Annotated in this window: 19 protein-coding genes; 8 read left to right on the plus strand and 11 right to left on the minus strand. The window is 66.4% G+C overall.

Annotation, left to right across the window (positions count from 1 at the left end):
* Positions 1-73 precede the first annotated feature (73 nt).
* The 6 genes from ACYZGB_RS04975 to ACYZGB_RS05000 form a co-directional block, all read right to left on the minus strand.
* Positions 74-772: a response regulator gene (locus tag ACYZGB_RS04975; protein WP_462387113.1), complete on the minus strand. Its 699-nt coding sequence runs from the start codon at positions 770-772 to the stop codon at positions 74-76.
* Positions 769-2,325: an ATP-binding protein gene (locus tag ACYZGB_RS04980; RefSeq protein ID WP_462387114.1), complete on the minus strand. Its 1,557-nt coding sequence runs from the start codon at positions 2,323-2,325 to the stop codon at positions 769-771. The genes ACYZGB_RS04975 and ACYZGB_RS04980 overlap by 4 nt, the downstream gene beginning before the upstream one ends.
* Before the next feature lie 23 nt (positions 2,326-2,348).
* Entirely contained in the window at positions 2,349-2,627 is a 279-nt protein-coding gene (locus ACYZGB_RS04985; RefSeq protein WP_462387115.1) for a hypothetical protein, read from the minus strand.
* 56 nt (positions 2,628-2,683) lie between these two features.
* Entirely contained in the window at positions 2,684-3,568 is an 885-nt protein-coding gene (locus ACYZGB_RS04990; RefSeq protein WP_462387117.1) for a dioxygenase family protein, read from the minus strand.
* 213 nt (positions 3,569-3,781) lie between these two features.
* A complete protein-coding gene (locus ACYZGB_RS04995) occupies positions 3,782-4,930 on the minus strand; it encodes an RDD family protein (protein ID WP_462387118.1) in 1,149 nt (382 codons plus the stop codon).
* A gap of 22 nt (positions 4,931-4,952) precedes the next feature.
* Positions 4,953-5,528, minus strand: a complete 576-nt coding sequence (locus ACYZGB_RS05000; protein ID WP_462387325.1) for a TIGR00645 family protein — start codon at positions 5,526-5,528, stop codon at positions 4,953-4,955.
* Positions 5,529-5,765: 237 nt separating this feature from the next.
* Between ACYZGB_RS05000 and acs the strand changes: the two genes are divergently transcribed.
* Positions 5,766-7,760, plus strand: a complete 1,995-nt coding sequence (acs, locus tag ACYZGB_RS05005) for an acetate--CoA ligase (protein WP_462387120.1) — start codon at positions 5,766-5,768, stop codon at positions 7,758-7,760.
* A gap of 143 nt (positions 7,761-7,903) precedes the next feature.
* On the opposite strand, the gene ACYZGB_RS05010 is transcribed toward acs, so the two are convergent.
* Complete coding sequence (locus ACYZGB_RS05010) at positions 7,904-8,209, minus strand: c-type cytochrome (protein ID WP_462387121.1); 306 nt, start codon at positions 8,207-8,209, stop codon at positions 7,904-7,906.
* 115 nt (positions 8,210-8,324) lie between these two features.
* Between ACYZGB_RS05010 and ACYZGB_RS05015 the strand changes: the two genes are divergently transcribed.
* Complete coding sequence (locus tag ACYZGB_RS05015; protein ID WP_063461808.1) at positions 8,325-8,567, plus strand: TIGR04438 family Trp-rich protein; 243 nt, start codon at positions 8,325-8,327, stop codon at positions 8,565-8,567.
* Positions 8,568-8,723: 156 nt separating this feature from the next.
* On the opposite strand, the gene ilvD (ACYZGB_RS05020) is transcribed toward ACYZGB_RS05015, so the two are convergent.
* Positions 8,724-10,427: a dihydroxy-acid dehydratase gene (gene ilvD, locus ACYZGB_RS05020; protein WP_462387122.1), complete on the minus strand. Its 1,704-nt coding sequence runs from the start codon at positions 10,425-10,427 to the stop codon at positions 8,724-8,726.
* Positions 10,428-10,673: 246 nt separating this feature from the next.
* Here ilvD (ACYZGB_RS05020) and ilvD (ACYZGB_RS05025) point away from each other — a divergent pair, with 246 nt between their 5' ends.
* Positions 10,674-12,533 (plus strand): dihydroxy-acid dehydratase, encoded by a 1,860-nt coding sequence (ilvD, locus tag ACYZGB_RS05025; protein WP_462387123.1) that lies wholly within the window; start codon positions 10,674-10,676, stop codon positions 12,531-12,533.
* Between the two features lie 156 nt (positions 12,534-12,689).
* Here ilvD (ACYZGB_RS05025) and bfr read toward each other — a convergent pair whose 3' ends face one another.
* Entirely contained in the window at positions 12,690-13,169 is a 480-nt protein-coding gene (gene bfr, locus ACYZGB_RS05030; protein WP_094287520.1) for a bacterioferritin, read from the minus strand.
* 183 nt (positions 13,170-13,352) lie between these two features.
* Between bfr and lgt the strand changes: the two genes are divergently transcribed.
* Both lgt and ACYZGB_RS05040 read left to right on the plus strand, forming a co-directional pair.
* The gene (gene lgt, locus ACYZGB_RS05035) at positions 13,353-14,192 is read left to right on the plus strand and encodes a prolipoprotein diacylglyceryl transferase (RefSeq protein ID WP_462387125.1); all 840 of its coding nucleotides are present in this window, start codon (positions 13,353-13,355) and stop codon (positions 14,190-14,192) included.
* Between the two features lie 15 nt (positions 14,193-14,207).
* On the plus strand, positions 14,208-15,260 hold the full coding sequence (locus ACYZGB_RS05040) for a serine hydrolase domain-containing protein (RefSeq protein ID WP_462387126.1): 1,053 nt from the start codon (positions 14,208-14,210) through the stop codon (positions 15,258-15,260).
* Positions 15,261-15,271: 11 nt separating this feature from the next.
* Here ACYZGB_RS05040 and ACYZGB_RS05045 read toward each other — a convergent pair whose 3' ends face one another.
* Positions 15,272-16,192 (minus strand): LysR family transcriptional regulator, encoded by a 921-nt coding sequence (locus tag ACYZGB_RS05045; protein WP_462387127.1) that lies wholly within the window; start codon positions 16,190-16,192, stop codon positions 15,272-15,274.
* A 129-nt stretch (positions 16,193-16,321) separates the two neighbouring features.
* On the opposite strand from ACYZGB_RS05045, the gene ACYZGB_RS05050 reads away from it, so the two are divergent.
* Complete coding sequence (locus ACYZGB_RS05050; RefSeq protein ID WP_462387128.1) at positions 16,322-17,818, plus strand: M20 family peptidase; 1,497 nt, start codon at positions 16,322-16,324, stop codon at positions 17,816-17,818.
* A 15-nt stretch (positions 17,819-17,833) separates the two neighbouring features.
* Here the strand turns inward: ACYZGB_RS05050 and ACYZGB_RS05055 are convergent, their stop codons facing one another.
* Positions 17,834-18,751 carry a DMT family transporter gene (locus ACYZGB_RS05055; RefSeq protein ID WP_462387129.1) on the minus strand — a complete coding sequence of 306 codons (918 nt, stop codon included), beginning with the start codon at positions 18,749-18,751 and terminating at the stop codon, positions 17,834-17,836.
* A 124-nt stretch (positions 18,752-18,875) separates the two neighbouring features.
* Between ACYZGB_RS05055 and ACYZGB_RS05060 the strand changes: the two genes are divergently transcribed.
* On the plus strand, positions 18,876-19,793 hold the full coding sequence (locus tag ACYZGB_RS05060) for a LysR family transcriptional regulator (RefSeq protein WP_462387130.1): 918 nt from the start codon (positions 18,876-18,878) through the stop codon (positions 19,791-19,793).
* A gap of 65 nt (positions 19,794-19,858) precedes the next feature.
* Positions 19,859-20,905, plus strand: a complete 1,047-nt coding sequence (locus ACYZGB_RS05065; RefSeq protein WP_462387131.1) for an alpha/beta hydrolase family protein — start codon at positions 19,859-19,861, stop codon at positions 20,903-20,905.
* Positions 20,906-21,053: the final 148 nt, after the last annotated feature.

The following is a 21,053-nucleotide window of genomic DNA, read 5'->3' on the forward strand; positions in this document are numbered from 1 at the left end:
GCGCGAGTTTAGCGGCGGGCCCCGGCCTGCCGCCCTGCGTCGCTGCACCTGCGCGACACTGCGGCACGCTGGCTCAGTTCGTTGCGCCCGGGTCGAGCGCGAACCCCACGCCGTACACTGAATGGATCCAGTCGGTGTCATCGCCACTGGCGGCCTTGAGCTTTTTGCGCAGGTTCTTGATGTGGCTGTCGATGGCGCGCTCGTTCACGTCCAGCGTGTCGTCATAGGCCTGGTCCAGCAGCTGGGCGCGCGAGAAGATGCGGCCCCGCTGGCGCGCCAGCACCTGCAGCAGCTTGAATTCGCGGCGCGTGAGGTTGAGCGGCGTGCCATGCAGCGTGGCTTGCCAGTGCGATTCGTCCAGCACCAGCGCTGCCACCGTGGTGGTGGCCGTCGCTGGCTCCTGCGCTGCAGCGCTGCGGCGCAGCACGGCCTTGACGCGGGCCACCACCTCGCGCGGCGAAAACGGCTTGCAGATGTAGTCGTCCGCGCCCAGCTCCAGGCCAATCAGGCGGTCCACCTCTTCCACGCGGGCGGTGAGCATGATGATGGGGTGCTGCGTGTGGCGCCGCGCCTGGCGCAGGATGTCGAGGCCGTCCATGCCGGGCAGCATGATGTCGAGCAGCGTGAGGTCGGGCGGCGCGGCAACGATGCTGGCGAGGGCTGCGCGGCCATCGGCCTGGTGCTCCACCGTGTAGCCCGCGTGGCGCAGGTAATCGACCACGATGGTGGCGATGTCGGGTTCGTCTTCGACGACGAGGATGCGTGGGCTCATGGGGCGGTGTTGTCCAGAAGGGGCAAGGCCAGCGTGATGCGCAGCCCGCCCAGGGGAGATGCCTCGGCCGCCAGCGTGCCGCCATGTGCGAGCACGATGGCACGGCAGATCGCCAGGCCCAGGCCCGAGCCGCCGTGGTCGCGGTTGCGCGAGGTCTCGGCGCGGTACAGGCGCTCAAAGATGCGGGGCAGCTCGTGCGCAGGCACGCCGGGGGCGCTGTCGTCCAGTTGCATCTGCAGCATCTGCAGGTGGGCCGCGCTGCCGGGGGCTGCCACTTCGCGCGCCGTGATCTGCAGCAGGCCGCCCGCATCGGTGTAGCGCAGGCTGCTCTCGAGCAGGTTCAAAAACACCTGGTGCAATTGCTGCGCGTCGCCTAGCACCAGTGGCGCGGGCACCTGTGCGGCCAGAGCGTCCAGGCCCGTGGTGTCCACATCGATGCCGGCCTGCGCCAGGCGCGGGCGCATCGACGCCAGTGCTTCGCCCAGCAGCGACAGCGGGTGCACGGGCACCTGGGCCGAGGGCGCGCTGGTGCCCGCCGCGTCCAGGCTGGCGCGCAGGTCGCCCACCAGCTGGATCAGGCGCATCACCTGCCGGTGCAGACGCAGTGCGGTCTTGTCGTCAAAGGGGCGGATGCCGTCCTGCACGGCCTCGATCTCGGCGCGCATGGCGGCCAGGGGGGTGCGCAGCTCGTGGGCCACGTCGCCCAGCCACTGGCGGCGGCTGGCCTCGATACTGCTCAGTTGTTCGGCCATGGTGTTGAAGGTGCGGGCCAGCTGGGCCAGTTCGTCATTGCCGTGCACGGGCACACGGGTGTGCAGGGCGCCTTGCGCAATGCCGCGTGCGCCTGTGGCCAGGGCCTCGACCGGGCCCAGCCAGCGCCGGGCCAGCCAGCCGGACAGCAGCAGCGCCAGCGCCAGCCCGGCCAGGCCCGTCCAGGCCACAAAGCCCAGGTGCTGGGCCAGGAAGGCCTGGTCGGCCTCGCTGCGCACGCCCTGGGGCGGCGCCAGCACCAGGTGGCCGATGGTCTGGCCACCCTCGCCGCGCAGCACCAGGCGTGCGCCGCCGGGCTGAGGTGTGGTGCCCACCACCAGGCGCTCCTGTGCGTCGAGCAGGCCCAGGCGGGGGTAGATGTCATCGCGGTGGCGCGGTGGGGGCGGGAAGCTGCCCGGGCCCTGGCTGCGCAGGTCATCGGGTGGTGGGGGCGGAGGGGCCGACTCTGCCTGGCCCGGGGGCGGGCCGGGGCGTGTGTTGGGTACACCGCCGGGGTCGCCGGAGGGTGGTGGGCCGGGGCGGCGTGGGCCACTGCCGGGGTGGGTCAGGCGGCCCCACAGGGTGGACTGGTTGCGCAGGCTGTCCCATCCGCCCGCCTGGGTGTGGTGGGTCTGCAGGCGCTCGGCCAGCCAGTCCATGCGGGCCAGCTCGATCTCTGCCACATAGGGGCCCAACCCACGCTGCAGGCCCAGGCGCGAGAAGCCCGCAAAGATCAGCAGCAGGGCCACCAGCAGGGCGGCCAGGGCGAGGAAGGCTTTGCGGTGCAGCGTCAGATGGGGCATGGGGCTGGGGTGGCGTTCAGCGTTCAGCGGGCAGGTGGTGGGCCGCCCGCGCCGCCGGGGCCACCGGGCCCGCCTGCGGGCATGGCCACCAGGGTGCCGTTCACTGTGCGGCATGTGCCGGTCAGTGATTTCCCGTCGGGCATGGTCAGCGTAACGCTGGCGCCTTCGGTCTTGCCCTTGCAGGCGGCGTACGCCTCGGGCGGTGGGGCTGGGGGCGTGCCACGAGCTGGCTGGGCGTGGCTGGGGGTTGCGGCGAGGAACGCCAGAGTCAGGCCGGAAAGGAAGGACAGGATCTTTTGCATGGTGCGTAGCTGCAGAGAGCGTGGAAAAGCAGAAGTGAGGGCTGTTGTGCCAGGGTTTACGCCGCGATCGAGATCGTGATGCTGGCGGCGTAGCCGCCGCCGGTGTTGGCCTGCATGGTGGTCATCTCCAGCGTGGTGCCGTCGCTGAACACGTTGTCGGTGGCAAAGGTGATGGAGGCCAGGTTGCGCACGCTGGCGCTGTAACCAGAATTGCTGCTGTAGATGCTGCTGAGCAGCGCGGTGGGGAAGGCCAGCTGCGTGGTCTTGACCTTGTTGCGTGCGTTGCTGGCGGCGGCGAGGCTGGGGTACACCTCCAGGTGCATGTGGGGCATGCGGCCCGCGTAGCAGCCAGGCACGATGGTGGTGAAGGTGACGGTGCCGCTGGCATCGGTGGCCTGCACGCCGCGCAGGTAGTTGTCGGCGATGTTGTTGGAGGTGTAGACCGAGTAGTTGCCGTCCTGCGTGCAGTGCCACAGGTAGATGGCGTAGCCCGCCAGCGGGGCGCAGCTGGCCTGGGTGTTGGTCAGCGTGATGGTGATGGTGAGCGGCACGCCCCCCACCAGGGTGGACGAACCGATGGAGCTGCGGATGTCCGAGCGCACGATGCCGCTGAGCGCCAGCACGTTGTAGGTGTTGTTGCTGGCCGTGGAGCCATCGGCGGGATACGGGCCGGCGGTTTCCTCGGGCACGACCGAGCAGGTGGTGGTGGTGGTGCCTGTACCCGTCCCGGTGCCTGTACCAGTGCCCGTTCCGGTTCCTGTGCCCGTTCCTGTGCCCGAGGTATCGGTGCTGTCCGTGGCGGCTGTGTCGCTGCCCCCGCCCCCGCAGCCCCACAGGGTGGCCACGCCCAGCGAGCCCAGGGCGCTCAGGGCAAAACGGCGGTTGGCAGAGGCCTGCGCGGCACGTGTGAGGGGAGCAGAGGGGAGGGGGCTGTGGTCCATGGATTTCTCCTGCAAGTGGGAACAGTGGGGGGATGGCCTGCACTGTGCCGCCCGATTGGGGAGAAATCTGGGAGCGGGAAGGTTTGGGTTACTATTATTTTGATAGCTGTCAGGGCATGACTGTTGCGCGGTGGGCCCTGTTTTTATTCAAATTTTGGTCCCTGCACCGTTCAACTGCGCCATGCACCGGGCCCAGGCCGGGCCATGGCCGCCCTACGGCGCTGCACGGGTGGACGCGTGGCGGCACTGGAACGGGCGGTCGCTGCGCGCAATGTCGTCGCTGCCACATTGCCATTGGCGGATGTCGGTCTGCTGTTTGCGGGTGCGCAGCAGTGGGGTGTAGACCAGGTGCTTGCCCGCCAGAGCTGCGCCCTCTGTGCCACCCACGCCCTCGGCAATCGTCAGCCGCACCACGCCGCTGGCGGGGTCGATGCTCAGGGCCTGGAAGCCCGCAGGCAGGCGTTCGGTCGGGCCGGACTGACCCAGGCCGATGGCGGCCGCACTGGGCGGAAACTTGCCTGTGCTGCGGTAGTGGTTCTCCACCAGCTGCAGCACCACCCGCGCCGCGCCGTCAAGCTGGCGCACGGTGTCGCGCAACGGGTTGGCGGGCTCGCTGCGGGGGCTCCACAGCACCAGCGCCACCACAACGGCAAGGCCCAGTACCGCCATGCCCCCTAACACCACCAGCCCTTTGAGGAACCAGCCGGGCCCCGGGGCTTTGGCAATCGCCTCTTGGATCGTCGCATCGTCGGCATCGCGCGCGACCACAAAGGTGCCCGTCATGGAGCTGTGCAGGCCGCGCTCGCCAAACAGCGCTGTGAGCACGCGGTGCAGCAGAAACGGCACGGCCAGCGTGAGGCCGAGGGTGAGCGAGTATTTCAGGAAGTGCCGCAGCGCCGAGCGCGCCACGCCCGGGCGCTCGCCCGCGCGGGTGACCACCCGCAGGCCCAGTGCCCGCTTGCCGAAAGAGCCCGCGCCCAGCGCATCCATCAGCCCCGGCAGGAGCAGTCCCAAGGCGCCCAGCGCCAGCGCGGCGGCCAGCAGGGGGCCGGGTGGTGCGCCGTCGAGGGCGCTGCTGGCCAGCGCCCAGGCAGTCAGCAGGGCCACCGGCACGGCAGCCATGGCCAGGCCATCGATCAGTGTGGCCCCCAGGCGCGCCAGCATGCTGGGGAAAATGGCCGCCTGTGCGTGCTGCGCGGGGGATGGGGTGGGGGACGGCTTTGAACGGGGGCGTGCCTCGCCGGAGGCCGCCCCTGCAGCGCGAGGGCCGGGCCCCTCACCCGCTGCGGCCAGCGGCGCGTTGCAGCTGAAACAGTGGGTGTACGAGGCCGGGTTCTGCCAGTTGCACTGCGTGCATTGCATGGCGCTGCGGCGGCCGGGGGACTCAGTGGTGGTTTGCGGCGGGGGCCGTGTGCGACATCAGGCGGTCGGTCAGTGCAATGGCCAGCGCGCTGAGCAGGAACACGGTGTGGATGATGGTCTGCCACATCAGCACCTTGACGTCGTAGTTGGCCGCGTTGATGAAGGTCTTGAGCAGGTGGATGGAGCTGATGCCGATGATGGCGGTGGCCAGCTTGACCTTGAGCACCGAGGCGTTCACGTGGCTCAGCCATTCGGGCTGGTCGGGGTGGTCTTCGAGGTGCAGGCGCGAAACAAAGGTTTCGTAGCCGCCCACAATCACCATGATCAGCAGGTTGGAGATCATGACCACGTCGATCAATGCCAGAACGACCAGCATGATGATGGTCTCGTTGAGCGCGGTGACCTCGAAATCGCTCTTGTAGCCAATGCTGGAGACCAGGCTCTTGAGCGCCGCAGTGTTGCCAAAGGCGGCTTCGATCAGGTGCACCAGCTCCACCCAGAAATGGAACACATACACCGCCTGCGCCAGGATCAAGCCCAGGTACAGGGGCAGCTGCAGCCAGCGGCTGGAAAAAATCAATGAGGGCAGGGGGCGCATGCGTGCGGGGGGCGCGGAGTTTTTGGGCTGGGTCATGGTGAAATGGAAAGGTTGAGGGTTCTAAGGTCGCGCGATTTTAGGGGGGTGGCGTGACAGCCCCTTCACCAAGGTGCCATCTCGGCCTGGTGCAGCGTCTAGACGTAGATTCTGTAAGCTTCGCGCCAGTCAGTGGCTTGTAAGTGCTGCGCCCGACAGTACCGCCCAATTTCAATTCCATCAAAACCAGGAGACAACACCATGAGTGCGCCCACATCCGCGATCGAATCCGTTTTGGTTGAGAACCGCGTGTTCCCGCCGTCCGATGCGGTCGTCAAGGCCGCCCGCGTGTCGGGCATGGCGGGCTACGATGCACTTTGTGCCGAGGCCGACAAGGACTTCGAAGGCTTCTGGGCCCGCCTGGCGCGCGAGAACGTGAACTGGACCCGGCCCTTCACCCGCACGCTCGACACCTCCAACGCCCCCTTCTTCAAGTGGTTTGACGATGGCGAGCTGAATGCATCGGCCAACTGCCTGGACCGCCACATCGGTACTCCCACCGAGAACAAGACCGCCATCGTCTTCGAAGCCGACGATGGCGCGGTCACCAAGATCACCTACAAGGAATTGCTGGCCCGTGTAAGCCAGTTTGCCAACGCGCTCAAGGCCCACGGCGTGGCCAAGGGCGACCGCGTGTTGATCTACATGCCCATGACCATCGAGGGCGTGATCGCCATGCAGGCCTGCGCGCGCATCGGCGCTACGCACAGCGTGGTGTTCGGCGGCTTCAGCGCCAAGGCCGTGCAGGAGCGCATCATCGACGCAGGCGCCGTGGCGGTGATCACTGCCAACTACCAGATGCGCGGCGGCAAGGAGCTGCCGCTCAAGGCCATCATCGACGAAGCCCTGGCCATGGGCGGCTGCGACACCATCCGCAACGTCTTCGTCTACCAGCGCACGGCCACGGCCTGCAACATGGTGGCCGGGCGTGACAAGACCTTTGGCGAGATGCTGGCCGGGCAGAGCACCGAATGTGCCCCCGTGGCCGTGGGCGCTGAGCACCCGCTGTTCATCCTCTACACCAGCGGCTCCACCGGCAAGCCCAAGGGCGTGCAGCACGCCACCGGCGGCTACCTGCTGTGGGCCAAGCTCACCATGGACTGGACGTTCGACCTGCGTGCAGACGACGTGTTCTGGTGCACGGCCGACATCGGCTGGATCACCGGCCACACCTACGTGGCCTACGGTCCGCTGGCAGCGGGCGCCACGCAGATCATCTTTGAAGGCGTTCCCACCTTCCCGAACGCTGGCCGCTTCTGGCAGATGATCGAAAAGCACAAGTGCACGATCTTCTACACCGCGCCCACCGCCATCCGCTCGCTCATCAAGGCCGCCGAGGGCGATGCTGCCGTGCACCCTGCACGTTCGGACCTGTCGAGCCTGCGCATCCTGGGCAGCGTGGGCGAGCCCATCAACCCCGAAGCCTGGATGTGGTACCACAAGAACGTGGGCGGCGAGCGCTGCCCCATCGTGGACACCTTCTGGCAGACCGAAACCGGCGGCCATGTCATCACCCCGCTGCCCGGCGCCACGCCGCTGGTTCCTGGCAGCTGCACACTGCCGCTGCCCGGCATCGCGGCCGCCATCGTGGATGAAACCGGCAACGACGTGGCCAACGGCGCGGGCGGCATCCTGGTCATCAAGAAGCCCTGGCCCAGCATGATCCGCACCATCTGGAACGACCCCGAGCGCTTCAAGAAGGCCTACTTCCCCGAAGAACTCAAGGGCTACTACCTGGCCGGTGACGGCGCAGTGCGCAGCGCCGACCGGGGCTACTTCCGCATCACGGGCCGCATCGACGACGTGCTGAACGTTTCGGGCCACCGCATGGGCACGATGGAGATCGAATCGGCGTTGGTGTCCAAGATCGACCTGGTTGCCGAAGCCGCCGTGGTGGGCCGCCCCGACGACGTGACCGGCGAGGCCATCTGCGCGTTTGTTGTGCTCAAGCGCTCGCGCCCCACCGGCGAAGAGGCCAAGCAGATCGCCAACGAACTGCGCAACTGGGTCGCCAAGGAAATCGGCCCTATCGCCAAGCCCAAGGACATCCGCTTCGGCGACAACCTGCCCAAGACCCGCAGCGGCAAGATCATGCGCCGCCTGCTGCGCAGCATCGCGAAGGGCGAGGCCATCACCCAGGACACCAGCACGCTGGAAAACCCGGCAATTCTTGATCAATTGGCGAAGGCCAATTGATCAAGAAGGGCGCCGCAAGCGCCCGTGCGCAGCGCTTGCGCTGCCACCAAAAATAAAAGCCGCGTCACATACCCTGTGGCGCGGCTTTTTTGTCGCTGCTCCGGGGCGCTACACCCCAGACCAGCAGTTGTGTCATTAACTTCTTACTTCTGCGTCAGCACCCAGGCGGCCAGCTTCTTGGCGTCTGCGTCGTTGACCTGTGCGTTGGCAGGCATGGGCACGGGGCCCCACACGCCAGAGCCACCCTTGACGATCTTGGCGGCCAGCTTGTCCACGGCGTCTTTCTGGCCCGCGTACTTGGCAGCCACATCCTTGTACGAGGGCCCCACCAGTTTCTTGTCTACCGCATGGCAGGCCATGCAGTTCTTCGATGTCGCCAGGGCCATGTCGGCCGTTGCGGGTGCCGCAACCGACAGCGTCATGGCAAGAGTGATCAGGGTACGCTTCATGGTGGGATTTCCTGTGGTTGAGTTACAGTGCTTTTAATGCGATTGTAGTGACTTGGGTTGACATGCCCTTGTCCCTCGTCAATCAGGCCTGTGATGGCATTTTCTGGAGATTGCGATGTATCTGCTGGGTCTTTCCCTTCTCATACTGGCACTGAAATATTTCGAAATCGGCCCCGTGGCGGCCTGGTCCTGGTGGTGGGTGTTGGCGCCTTTCGGGGCCACAGCGCTGTGGTGGGCCTGGGCCGATTCCACGGGTTACACCAAGCGCAAGGCCATGGAAAAAATGGACCAGCGCAAGCAGGACCGCATCAACAAGCACAAGGAAGCCCTGGGCATTCAGCCGCGCAAGCCGCGCTGAACTGCTGGCGCGCTGGATGCAGCGCTGGTGTGGTTTGCCTACCAACAAAAAAACGCCCGGAGCTTTGCTTGCGGGCGTTTTTGTTGCCTGGAGCGGGGCGTGGTCAGCTGAGCTCGTCCCCGAACTCACCTGGCCTCCAGGCCCTCCGATGACTCTTCAATAGGCGTCCAGCACCGCGCCCTTGCTGGCGCTCGATGCATTGAACGCAAACTTGGCCTGCACGCCCCGCGTGTAGCGCGGCGCGGGGGCTGTCCAGCCAGCGCGGCGCTGGGCGATTTCTTCTTCGGGCACGTTCAGTTCCAGCAACAACTGGCGCGCGTCGATGGTGATGCTGTCGCCCTCGTTGACAAAAGCGATGGTGCCGCCTGCGGCGGCCTCAGGCGCCACGTGGCCCACCACCATGCCCCAGGTGCCACCGGAGAAGCGGCCGTCCGTGATCAGGCCCACGGTCTCGCCCAGGCCCGCGCCGATCAGTGCGCCGGTGGGCGCCAGCATCTCGGGCATGCCGGGGCCGCCCTTGGGGCCCAGGTAGCGCAGCACCATCACGTCACCGGCCTTGATCTTGCCGGCCAGGATGGCTTCCAGGGCGGACTGCTCGTCGTCGAACACGCGGGCGGGGCCGGTGATGACGGGGTTCTTCAGGCCGGTGATCTTGGCAACGGCGCCTTCGGGGCTGAGGTTGCCCTTCAGGATGGCCAGGTGACCCTGGGCGTACATGGGGTTGTCTATGTTGCGGATCACATCCTGGTCGGCGCGGGGCACGTCGGGTACGTCCTTGAGCACCTCGGCAATGGTCTTGCCGCTGATGGTGATGCAGTCGCCGTGCAGCAGGCCCGCGTTGAGCAGCACCTTCATCACCTGCGGAATGCCGCCCGCGCGGTGCAGGTCCACGGCCAGGTACTTGCCGCTGGGCTTCAGGTCGCACAACACGGGGGTCTTCACGCGCACGCGCTCGAAGTCGTCGATGCTCCACTCCACGCCTGCCGCGTGGGCAATGGCCAGGAAGTGCAGCACCGCGTTGGTCGAGCCGCCGGTGGCCATGATGACGGCCACGGCATTCTCGATGGACTTCTTGGTCACGATGTCGCGCGGCTTCAGGTCCATCTTGATGGCCTCAATCAGCACCTTGGCCGATTCCTTGGCCGAGTTCATCTTCTCGTCGTGCGGGTTGGCCATGGTGGACGAATAGGGCAGGCTGATGCCCAGGGCCTCGAAGGCGCTGCTCATGGTGTTGGCGGTGTACATGCCGCCGCACGAGCCGGTGCCGGGGATGGCGCGCTTTTCGATTTCCTTGAGGTCGAAGTCGCTCAGCTTGCCCGCCGCGTTCTCGCCCACGGCCTCGAACACGCTCACGATGTTCAGGTCCTTGCCCTGGTAGTGGCCGGGCAGGATGGTGCCGCCGTACACGTAGATGGCAGGCACATTGGCGCGCAGCATGCCCATCAGGCCGCCGGGCATGTTCTTGTCGCAGCCGCCGACCACCAGCACGCCGTCCATCCACTGGCCGCCCACGCAGGTCTCGATGCAGTCGCTGATGACCTCGCGGCTCACCAGGCTGTACTTCATACCTTCGGTGCCCATGGCCATGCCATCGCTGATGGTGGGCGTGCCGAACACCTGGGCGTTGCCGCCCGCTTCCTCAATGCCAGCGATGGCCGCGTCGGCCAGTTTCTGCAGGCCGCTGTTGCAGGGCGTGATGGTGCTGTGGCCGTTGGCCACGCCCACCATGGGTTTCACGAAGTCGCCCTCCTCGTAGCCCATGGCGTAGTACATGGAGCGGTTGGGTGCGCGCGACTTGCCCTGGGTGATGTTGGCGCTGCGGCGGTTGATGGGCGCGGAGGGCTTGCTGGAGTCGGTCATCGTGGGGCGTCCTGGTCTCGGGGTTGGGGGCTGGAGCGGAATGGATCATTCTGCCAGCGCCGTCGCAGCGCGTGGGGGCTGCCCCCGCAATCCCCAACGCCACCGCTCCGGGCGGGCCTACGGGGCTGGGCGATAATTGATAGGTTTGCCCCCGGCACGGCTCAAGAGGTTGGTTGCACGGGCGCGCGAGGGGCCTTTATTCCTGCGGCCCGCTTCCTTTTCAGCGATTTTTCAGAAGCCAGCACGATGCCCATCTACCGTTCCAAAACCTCCACCGCCGGTCGCAACATGGCAGGCGCGCGTTCCCTGTGGCGCGCCACCGGCATGAAAGACGATGACTTCAGCAAGCCTATCATCGCAGTGGTCAATTCGTTCACCCAGTTCGTGCCCGGCCATGTGCACCTGAAGGACCTGGGCCAGCTGGTGGCCCGCGAGATCGAAGCCGCCGGCGGTGTGGCCAAAGAGTTCAACACCATTGCCGTGGACGACGGCATTGCGATGGGCCACGACGGCATGCTGTATTCGCTGCCCAGCCGCGACATCATTGCCGACTCGGTCGAGTACATGGTCAACGCGCACTGCGCCGACGCCATGGTCTGCATCTCCAACTGCGACAAGATCACGCCCGGCATGCTGATGGCCGCCATGCGCCTGAACATCCCGGTGATCTTCGTCTCGGGTGGCCCCATGGAAGCGGGCAAGACCCGCCTGGCCAACCCGGTCACCAAGGTCATGGAGTTCAAGAAGCTCGACCTGGTGGACGCCATGGTGATTGCCGCCGACAGCAACTACTCCGACGCCGATGTGGCCGAGGTCGAGCGCTCGGCCTGCCCCACCTGCGGTTCGTGCTCGGGCATGTTCACCGCCAACTCGATGAACTGCCTGACCGAGGCGCTGGGCCTGTCGCTGCCCGGCAATGGCACGGTGGTTGCCACGCACGCCGACCGCGAGCAGCTCTTCAAGCGCGCCGGCCGCCGCATCGTCGAGATCGCCAAACAGTATTACGAGCAGGACGACGAACGCGTGCTGCCCCGCTCGGTGGGCTTCAAGGCGTTTGAAAACGCCATGACGCTGGACATCGCCATGGGCGGCTCCACCAACACCATCCTGCACCTGCTGGCGATTGCGAGCGAGGCAGAGATCCCGTTCACCATGGCCGACATCGACCGCCTCTCGCGCGTGGTGCCGCAGCTGTGCAAGGTGGCGCCCAACACCAACAAGTACCACATCGAAGACGTGCACCGCGCAGGCGGCATCATGGCCATCCTGGGCGAGCTGGACCGTGCGGGCAAGCTGCACACCGAGGTGCCCACCGTCCACACCCCCACGCTGAAAGACGCGCTGGACCAGTGGGACATCGTGCGCACACAAGACGAGGCCGTGCGCACCTTCTACATGGCTGGCCCCGCCGGTATCCCCACCCAGGTGGCATTCAGCCAGTCCACCCGCTGGCCCAGCCTGGACCTGGACCGCGCCGAGGGCTGTATCCGCTCGTACGACCACGCCTTCAGCAAGGAAGGCGGCCTGGCCGTGCTGACCGGCAACATCGCCGTGGACGGCTGCGTGGTCAAGTCGGCCGGTGTGGACGAAAGCATTCTGGTGTTCGAGGGCACGGCCCATGTCACCGAGTCGCAGGACGAGGCCGTGGCCAACATCCTGGCCGACAAGGTCAAGGCCGGTGACGTGGTCATCGTGCGCTATGAAGGCCCCAAGGGCGGCCCCGGCATGCAGGAAATGCTCTACCCCACCAGTTACATCAAGTCCAAGGGCCTGGGCAAGGCCTGCGCGCTGCTGACGGACGGGCGCTTCTCGGGCGGTACGTCCGGCCTGTCGATTGGCCACTGCTCGCCCGAGGCCGCTGCAGGCGGTGCGATCGGCCTGGTGCAGAACGGCGACCGCATCCGCATCGACATCCCCAACCGCACGATCAATGTGCTGGTGAGCGATGAAGAACTCGCCAAGCGCCGCGAAGCGCAGAACGCCAGGGGCTGGAAGCCCGCCCAGCCGCGCCCACGCAAGGTGTCGGCCGCGCTCAAGGCCTATGCCAAGCTGGTGATGTCCGCCGACAAGGGCGCCGTGCGCGACCTGTCGCTGCTGGAAGACTGACCGGCCGCAGGGGAGGGGCGATGCCCCTTCGCCATCAAAAAAGCCGCATCCAGAGGAGGCGGCTTTTTTTATGAGAATGCTTCTATTTTGATAGCATACTTGGTATGCTGGTAGAGCGCAGAAGCCGATTTTTCTCTGAAATTTTAGGTGAATGGCCTACGCCGCCGCGCTGCCCATCTGCGACTGCAGGTAGTTGGGCAGGCCGATCTTGTCGATCAGGCCCAGCTGCTTTTCTAGCCAGTAGGCGTGGTCTTCCTCGGTGTCGCGCAGCTGGGCCAGCAGCAGGTCACGGCTCACGTAGTCGCCCACGCTCTCGCACAGGGCCATGCCCTTTTGCAGGGCGGCGCGCACCTCGTATTCGGTGGCCAGGTCTTTTTGCAGCATCTCGGGCACGGTCTCGCCCGGGGTGAAGGGGTTGGGGCGCATGTCGGGGCGGCCGCCCAGGAAAAGGATGCGGCGCAGCAGCGCGTCGGCGTGCTGGGTTTCTTCCTGCATCTCATGGTCGAGGCGCGTGTAGAGCTTGATGAAGCCCAGATCCTCATAGGTGCGCGAGTGCACGAAATACTGGTCGCGCGCGGCCAGCTCGCCGCGCAGCAGTTCCTTGAAATATTCGATGACTTGTGGGTTTCCCTGCATGTTCTTGTCCTTTGCTTCTGGGCGGCGAGTATCGCGCGGACGTGGACGGGCTGGAGGCAATGCCCCCGCATTCGCGCTCTGTATGCGTACGGTGATCAGACGCGTTCGCATTGAGTGGGTGGATGGCGCGGATTGGGCGCGCGGCGCCCGGGCCATTCGCGCAAAGGCACAATACCGCCCACCATGCTGACCTACCCCCACATCGACCCCGTTGCCCTGCAGATCGGCCCCTTGGCCATTCACTGGTACGGCCTCACCTATCTGGTGGCCTTTGGCCTGTTCATGTTGCTGGGCATCCGGCGGCTGCGGCACGAGCCCTTTGCCTCCATCACCGGCCCGGCCGCCTGGACGCGCAAGGACGTGGAGGACATCCTCTTCCTGGGCGTGGCCGGTGTGGTCATCGGCGGGCGGCTGGGTTACTGCCTGTTCTACAAACCCGGCTACTACCTCAGCCACCCGCTGGAGATTTTTGCAGTGTGGCAAGGCGGCATGGCCTTTCATGGCGGCTTGTTGGGCGTGGTGGTGGCCATGTTGTGGTTTGCACATTCGCGCCAGCGCCCCTGGCTGCAGGTGGCCGACTTTGTGGCGCCCTGTGTGCCCACGGGCCTGGCGGCGGGGCGGGTGGGCAACTTCATCAACGGTGAGCTGTGGGGCCGTTTTGCCAGCCCCGATCTGCCCTGGGGCATGGTGTTTGCGCACAGTGGCTCGATGCAACCGCGCCACCCCTCGCAGGTCTACCAGTTCCTGATGGAAGGGCTGCTGCTGTTCATCCTGCTGTGGTTGTATGCGCGCAAGGAGCGTCGCCAGGGGCAGGTTGCTGCCGCCTTCCTGTTCGGCTACGGCGTGTTCCGCTTCATCGCCGAATACTTCCGCGAGCCCGATGCCTTCCTGGGCATCCTGTCGCTGGGCATGAGCATGGGGCAGTGGCTGTGTGTGCCGATGATCGTGGGCGGCATTGCGCTGTGGCTCTGGGCTGGCAAGCGCGAAGGCGGCACGGGCGCGCTCACCACATCCAAGTCCTGACCTGCTGACCTGGTTGTGCCAGCCCTGACACGCCGCCAGCTCCTGCTGGCCAGTGCTGCGGCCTCGCCGCTGCTGGCCTCGTGCGCCGCAGACCTGACGCGCTACCAGGGCTGGCCAGTGGCCGATGTGGCGTCGGAACTGGGCGTATGCGCAGCCACCTTCGCCACATTGCGTGTCGGCAGGGCGCAGCCAACCGAGGTGGTCGGCCACTGCGGAGTGGCCCCGGACGCCGTGTTCCAGGCGGCCTCGCTGACCAAGCCCGCCGTTGCCTACGGGGCGCTGCGCCTGGTGCTGGCAGGGCAGCTGGATCTGCAGGCGCCCGTCTCGCAATACCTGCCGCAGGGGTATGTGCACTACCAGCATGCGCTGCGGCGCGCGCCGGGCGATGCCAGCGACACCGTCCCCGCCAGCACGCTGGCCCGCATACCGGTGGCCAGCTTGCTCAACCACACCTCGGGCCTGCCCAACTGGACAGGTGGTGCGCTGGCTCCGGGCTTCGAGCCCGGCCAGCGCTGGCGCTATTCCGGCGAAGGCTATGTGCTGCTGCAGGCGGTGATGGAGGCAGTCACCGGCACCCCCATTGCGCAGTGGATGGATGCTCAGGTCTTCGCGCCCCTGGGCATGCGCGACTCCTGCCTGGTGTGGAAAAGCGCCTACGAAGGCCGGGCCATGCATGCCTATGGCGGCGCCAGTGGGTTGACATGGCGCCAGCCCGTGGCTGCTGCATCCTTGTACACCACGGCGGGTGACTTTGCGCGCCTGATGGCGGCCTTCGTGTCGGACGAGAAACTGTGTGCGCTGGCTCTGTCGGCCCCCGTTGTGGCAGACAAGGATTTGTCACTGGAATGGGGCTATGGCTGGGGCATCGAGCGCACGCAGGCGGGCCCGGTGCTCTGGCAGTGGGGCAACAACCCGGGCTTTCGCAGTTTCGCCATGGTCTCGCCCAGCACCCGCGATGGCTTCGTGTTGTTGACGAACAGCGACCGGGGCATGGCCCTGGCTGCGCCGCTGGCGCAGCAGGCGCTGCCTGGCGAGCACCCGGTGTTCAGATCGCCCATGGTGGGCTGACTGCTGCCAGCTCAGCCCGCAGGTCCTGCTTTGTCCAGCCAGCCTTGCACCTGCTGGCGGATGCCGTCGAGCACAGGGTTGGGGGCGCGCGCCACGCGCTGCACCCACGCGATGTGTGACTCCAGGCCCTGCGTCGGGATGTCCAGTGCCACCAGCTGGCCCTGTGCGAGCAGGGTTGCGGCCGGGGCCATGATGCCCAGGTAGACCGTATCGGTGCGACAGGCCACATCCAGCAGGTCGGCCACCGATTCGCTGCCCAGGGTGATGAGCGTCTCCGGGTGGGCCTGCGGGCCCAGGCGCTGCACCAGCAGCCGCCCCATCGCCACGCTCATTCCTGTGCAGGCCACGGGAAACCCCGTGAGGTCGGCAAAAACGATCGGACTGCGCTGTGTCAGCGGATGGCCGGGGCGCACCATGACGCCGGTGGGCAGCTGTGCCAGCCGATGCACTTCCAGGTCGGCATGGGCGCCCGGGATGGAACGCTGATCCATCACCAGCGCGTCCAGCGTGCGGTCCCGCAGGGCCTGTATCTGCTGGGCTTGGGCACCACCGCTCAACTGCAGGCGCATGTGGCCGGTATGCGTGGCGGCCATGTGCAGCAGGCGGCGGCCGAGCAGTGCGTGGGGCGTGGCCGTCATCCCCAGGCGCACGGCACCCGCTTCGCCACTGACATGGTGGCGCACCACCTGGTGCAATTCGTCGGCCTGGGCCACCACCTGGCGCGCATGGTCCAGCACTGTGCGGCCAATGGGCGTGAGCGCGTTGCGGTGGCCGCTGCGCTCGACCAGCGCCGCGCCCAGGTGCGCCTCCAGCATGGCGATGCTGCGGCTGAAGGCGGCCTGCGAGCGCTGGGTGCTGTCGGCCGCGCGTGTGAAGCTGCCGCTGTCGGCCAGGGCGATGAAGTGGCGCAATTGGGCAATGGTGGTGGTCATGCAGAAAATCGAACAACTTGGCCAAAATTATGCATTGGACCAACATTTGGTTACCGCATTAGCATCCGCTTTCTCTTTCGGTGCGCTGCTTGCCAGCGCCCATCCATTTCTGAGAAAGCTGCTACATCGATGATCAAAAAAATCCTGCTGGGACTGCTTGCCCTGGTGCTGCTGCTGGCCGCCGCCCTGGGCATCAATACTGCGCGCAAGGGATCGCGCCAGCTGGAGGTGCCACCCATTGCCCGCCTGCCGGTGGATGACGCCGCCGTGGCCCTGCGCCTGGCCGAGGCCGTGCGCCTGCGCACCGAGTCCTCGCGCGACGATGCCCAGGCCAATGCGGGCCAGTTTTTGCAGTTCCACGCGCTGCTGCAGCAGCGCTTTCCGCTGGTGCACGCGAAACTGAAGCGCGAAGTGGTGGGCGACCTGAGCCTGCTCTACACCTGGCCCGGCAGCGACGCCAGCGCCGCGCCGGTGATGCTGATGGCGCACCAGGATGTGGTGCCCGTGGCGCCTGGCACTGAGGGCGACTGGGCGCAGCCCCCGTACTCCGGCGCCATCCAGGGCGGCTACGTCTGGGGCCGGGGCTCGTGGGACGACAAGGGCAACCTCATGAGCCAGCTCGAAGCCGTGGAGATGCTGCTGGCCAGCGGCTTCACGCCACAGCGCACCATCTACCTGGCTTTCGGTGCCGACGAAGAGGTGGGCGGCCTGCGCGGTGCCGCCCAGATCGCCGCGCTGCTGCAGGAGCGCAAGGTGCGCCTGGACTTTGTGATCGACGAGGGCCTGCTGATTCTGGACGGTGTGATGCCCGGCCTGTCCAAGCCGGCCGCTGTGATCGGCGTGGCCGAGAAGGGCTATATGTCGGTGGTGATGAAAATGTCTGGCACCCCCGGCCATTCGTCCATGCCGCCGCACAAGGGCAGCAGCGCCATCGCCATGATGAGCGACGCTCTCAAGCGCCTGGACGAGGAGCAGATGCCCGGCGGCATCCGGGGTGTGGCGGGCGAGCTGTTTGACACCCTGGCGCCCGAGATGGGCGGCGTGAACCGGGTGGTACTGTCCAACCTGTGGCTGTTCCGCCCCGTGGTGCAAAAGCAGCTCGAAGGCGCGGCCAGCACCAACGCCATGCTGCGCACCACCACGGCGCTGACCATCGTTCAGGCTGGCAACCGCGACAACGTGGTGCCTGGCCGTGCCGAGGCCACGGTCAACTTCCGCCTGCTGCCTGGCGACACCCAGGAGCATGTGATGGACCATGTGCGCAGCAAGATCAGCGCCCCCGCCGCACAGGTGGAGCTGAGCACCTTGCCCGGCGCGGTCGAGGCGTCCAAGGTGGCGCCTACCGACTCCACCCAGTACCGCATGCTCAACCAGACCATCCGCGAGGTTTTCCCCGACGTGCTGGTGGCCCCGGGCCTGATGGTCGCGGGCACGGATTCGCAGCACTACGGCGCCATCAGCGACCACATCTTCAAGTTCTCGCCCGTGCGTGCCAATTCAGAAGACCTGAAGCGTTTTCATGGCACCGACGAGCGGCTGGAGATTGCCAACTATGCGGATGCGATCCGGTTCTATCACCGGCTCATCGGGCAGGTCAGCCAGACGGCAGCGCCCAGCAAGCCCTGATGCGACCAATAAGGATCAGGCGGGCGATGGGCTCCGCCGTGCCATGGTCCACAGCGCTGCCCCCACGATGAGCGCGCCGCCCAGCCAGGCGGTGGGGCTGAGCTGCTCGCCCAGCCAGAACACCGCAAACAGCGCGCCAAATGCGGGCTCGCTGCCCATGAGCAGGCCCACGCGGGTGGGCGGGCTGTGGCGCAGGGCCCAGTTCTGCACCACAAATGCAAACACCGTGCAGCCCAGCACCAGGTAGATGCAGGCCAGCCAGAAGGCGCTGCCATCGGTGAGCGAGGGCAGCGGTGGCAGCGTGCCCGGCAGGGCCAGCGCCAGCAGCAGGCTGCCCAGGCCGATCACCCCCGCCTGCATGGCGGTGAGGGCCAGCACAGGCGCGTTGCGGCGGCGGGTGAGCCGCGTGGTCTGGCACACGGTGATGGCGCGCAGCACGGCGGCGGCCAGCATCAGCGCGTCGCCCCAGCCCCACTGGCCTGAATAGCCGCCGCTGAGCAGCGCAGCCCCCAGCAGCGAGACCGCTGCAAAGACGAACATCGCGCGGCCGGGCCGCTGGCGCAGCAGCCACCACTCTGCAAACGGAGTGAACACCACACACAGGCTGATCAAAAAGGCCGCGTTGCTGGCCTGCGTGAGCGCCAGCCCGAAGGTTTCGCACAGAAAAATGCCCAACATCAGCGCGCCCAAGGGCAGGCCCGCTGCCAGGGCATCGCGCCGCTCTGGCGCCGGGGCGCGCAGCAGCGCGGGCAGCAGCAGCGCAAAGGTCAGCAAAAAACGCACGGCCAGAAAACCCAGCACCGGGTAGAACACCAGCGCCCCCTTGGCCACGCCATAGCTCGTGCCCCACACCACGGCCACCAGCAGCAACGCCAGGTCAGACAGGCGCGGGGCCAGGGGGGAGGCGGGGGTGAGGGGCAGGGTCGGGTGCATGGGGGGCGAGCGGGTCAGGTCGGCGTGTGGAGGAGGGGCTCTGCGTGGGGCTGGCTGGGCACTCAAATTATCGATTTGCTCATGCTTGGTGATAATCGCCATCAAAGAACAGGACTTGTGCCCGATGAGCATTAATCAACCCCTCGACAGCCTGCCCGACATGGCGGTGTTTGCGCGCGTGGTGGACGCGGGCAGCTTCTCTGAGGCCGCCCGGCAACTGGGCATCACCCCGTCGGCCGTGAGTCGCCAGGTGGCGCGGCTGGAAGGCACGCTGCGTGTGCGCCTGCTGGAGCGCACCACCCGCAAGCTCAAGCTCACCGACGCCGGGGCCGCCGCCTACAGCCGCTGCCAGGCCATGGTGGCCGCTGCGCGCGAGGTGTGGGCGCTGAGCGACACCCACTCTGCCGCGCCCTCGGGCCTGGTGCGCATGAGCATGCCCAAGGCCGTGGGCCGCCAGCTGGTGCACCCGCTGGTGCTACCGTTTTTGCAAAAGTACCCCGAGGTGGATGTGCAGCTGCTCATCACCGACCGCACGGTGGATTTGTTCGAGGAGTCCATCGACCTGGCCCTGCGCGTGACCGACACCCCGCCCCCCGGCCTGGCAGGGCGGCCGCTCGCCACCTTGCACCACTGCATCTGCGCCAGCCCACGCTACCTGGCCGAGCGCGGCCATCCCCAGCACCCGCGCGATCTGGAGCAGCACGCCTGCATCACCCTGGGTGAGGACGAGCGCGACCGGCACTGGCGCTTTGAGCGTACGGGCGAATCTGCCACCGTGGCCGTGCGTGGCCGCTACGTGGCCAACCACAGCGAGGTGCGGCTGGAGGCGGCTTTGAGCCATCTGGGCATCGCCAGCCTGCCGGGCTTTGCCGCGCGCGCGGCGCTGGAGCGGGGTGATCTGGTGGCTGTGCTGCCGGACTGGCAGCACAAAACCTCGTATGCGGGCACGGCTTGGCTGCTGTACCCGCCCAATCGGTTTCTGCCCGCCAAGCTGCGGGTGTGGATTGACCACCTGGTGCTGGGGTTTGCGGGGGTGGAGTAGGTAGACTCAATTCGCCGGGCAGCCAGCTAGGCCCGAGCCAGCAACAAGGTCACATAGGAGTAGCGATGTACAAGGTTGGGCAGCAAATCAAAAGATGGAAAGATGTTTCGCGACAGAACTGGTCCAAGTCCGACGCTCGGCCTCTCACTACGGTGATCTGGTATCCGGCAGATGGTGAGGCCGAGGAAGAAGACTTCCTCATTGGGGCGCCGGAGCCATTGTTTCTGTTGCGCGATGTCGCACGCGACGCGCTTCTTTCGGCAAGCCCTCGCGTTTTTCCCGTAGTGCTGTTGTCGCACGGTACCGGCGGCAGCGCATTCCAGCTGGGGTGGCTTGGCCGTGCTTTCGCGGCCCGAGGCTATATCGCAGTCGCTGTGAATCACCACGGCAATACCAGCATTGAGCCGTATGTTCCGCACGGATTTTTGCTGTGGTGGGAGCGCGCGAAGGACTTGACGGCTGCGCTGGATCAGCTTCTGGCGGACCCGCTCTTGGGTGATCGGGTCGATGTTGCTCGCATCGGAGCTGCTGGCTTCTCGCTCGGCGGCTACACGGCTTTGACCGCCGTGGGTGGCCGTTGCAGCCTTGAGCATTTTCTTGCGCTCAGTCGGGCGAATGGTGAGTCTGCGCCTGCGGGTCCTCGCGAGTTCCCCGACGTAGGTAAGTTATGGGTCGAACTCATGAACACCGATCCTGCCTTTGTGAACTCCGTTGCAGAACATGCGCGCTCGTACCGCGACGAGCGGATCAAGGCGGCATTTGTGATGAACCCAGCGCTCGGTGGTGCGTTTGACGCTGGCGGACTGGCTGATATCCGCGTGCCTGTTCATATCGTAGTCACGGCAGGCGACCAAGAGGTGCCGCCGCTATCAAATGGCTCCCGCTATGCGGATCACATCGCTTCGGCTGAACTCACCTGGATTGATGGCCCGGCTGGACACTACGTTTTTTTGGCGGAACCCACAGCCGCTGGCAAGAAACAGCTGCCTTTACTCTGTGTAGACGATCCCTTGGTCGATCGGAAGGCCATCCATGATGAAGTTGGAAACTTGGCGTGTTCATTCTTCGAGCAGCATCTGGTGTTGCCGTCGCGAAGTTCCGCCGCCTATTGAAGTTGCCATGCGTTCGTACCAGATCCGCTTGTTCTGAATGACGCTCGTACGCACTCTGTGACGCACGCACGGGCAAAGTGAGGCATATGTCACGCTTCGCAGCCTGCGATCTTTGTTGTCTGGCAATTGCGGCCATACCATCTCGATG

It is taken from the genome of Acidovorax sp. Q11 (genome assembly GCF_054950075.1).

Bases quoted from the DNA above. Each gene is read 5' to 3' on its own strand.
- ACYZGB_RS04975 (WP_462387113.1), bottom strand. From the start codon at position 772: ATGAGCCCACGCATCCTCGTCGTCGAAGACGAACCCGACATCGCCACC.
- ACYZGB_RS04980 (WP_462387114.1), bottom strand. From the start codon at position 2,325: ATGCCCCATCTGACGCTGCACCGCAAAGCCTTCCTCGCCCTGGCCGCC.
- ACYZGB_RS04985 (WP_462387115.1), bottom strand. From the start codon at position 2,627: ATGCAAAAGATCCTGTCCTTCCTTTCCGGCCTGACTCTGGCGTTCCTC.
- ACYZGB_RS04990 (WP_462387117.1), bottom strand. From the start codon at position 3,568: ATGGACCACAGCCCCCTCCCCTCTGCTCCCCTCACACGTGCCGCGCAG.
- ACYZGB_RS04995 (WP_462387118.1), bottom strand. From the start codon at position 4,930: ATGCAATGCACGCAGTGCAACTGGCAGAACCCGGCCTCGTACACCCAC.
- ACYZGB_RS05000 (WP_462387325.1), bottom strand. From the start codon at position 5,528: ATGCGCCCCCTGCCCTCATTGATTTTTTCCAGCCGCTGGCTGCAGCTG.
- acs (WP_462387120.1), top strand. From the start codon at position 5,766: ATGAGTGCGCCCACATCCGCGATCGAATCCGTTTTGGTTGAGAACCGC.
- ACYZGB_RS05010 (WP_462387121.1), bottom strand. From the start codon at position 8,209: ATGAAGCGTACCCTGATCACTCTTGCCATGACGCTGTCGGTTGCGGCA.
- ACYZGB_RS05015 (WP_063461808.1), top strand. From the start codon at position 8,325: ATGTATCTGCTGGGTCTTTCCCTTCTCATACTGGCACTGAAATATTTC.
- ilvD (WP_462387122.1), bottom strand. From the start codon at position 10,427: ATGACCGACTCCAGCAAGCCCTCCGCGCCCATCAACCGCCGCAGCGCC.
- ilvD (WP_462387123.1), top strand. From the start codon at position 10,674: ATGCCCATCTACCGTTCCAAAACCTCCACCGCCGGTCGCAACATGGCA.
- bfr (WP_094287520.1), bottom strand. From the start codon at position 13,169: ATGCAGGGAAACCCACAAGTCATCGAATATTTCAAGGAACTGCTGCGC.
- lgt (WP_462387125.1), top strand. From the start codon at position 13,353: ATGCTGACCTACCCCCACATCGACCCCGTTGCCCTGCAGATCGGCCCC.
- ACYZGB_RS05045 (WP_462387127.1), bottom strand. From the start codon at position 16,192: ATGACCACCACCATTGCCCAATTGCGCCACTTCATCGCCCTGGCCGAC.
- ACYZGB_RS05050 (WP_462387128.1), top strand. From the start codon at position 16,322: ATGATCAAAAAAATCCTGCTGGGACTGCTTGCCCTGGTGCTGCTGCTG.
- ACYZGB_RS05055 (WP_462387129.1), bottom strand. From the start codon at position 18,751: ATGCACCCGACCCTGCCCCTCACCCCCGCCTCCCCCCTGGCCCCGCGC.
- ACYZGB_RS05060 (WP_462387130.1), top strand. From the start codon at position 18,876: ATGAGCATTAATCAACCCCTCGACAGCCTGCCCGACATGGCGGTGTTT.
- ACYZGB_RS05065 (WP_462387131.1), top strand. From the start codon at position 19,859: ATGTACAAGGTTGGGCAGCAAATCAAAAGATGGAAAGATGTTTCGCGA.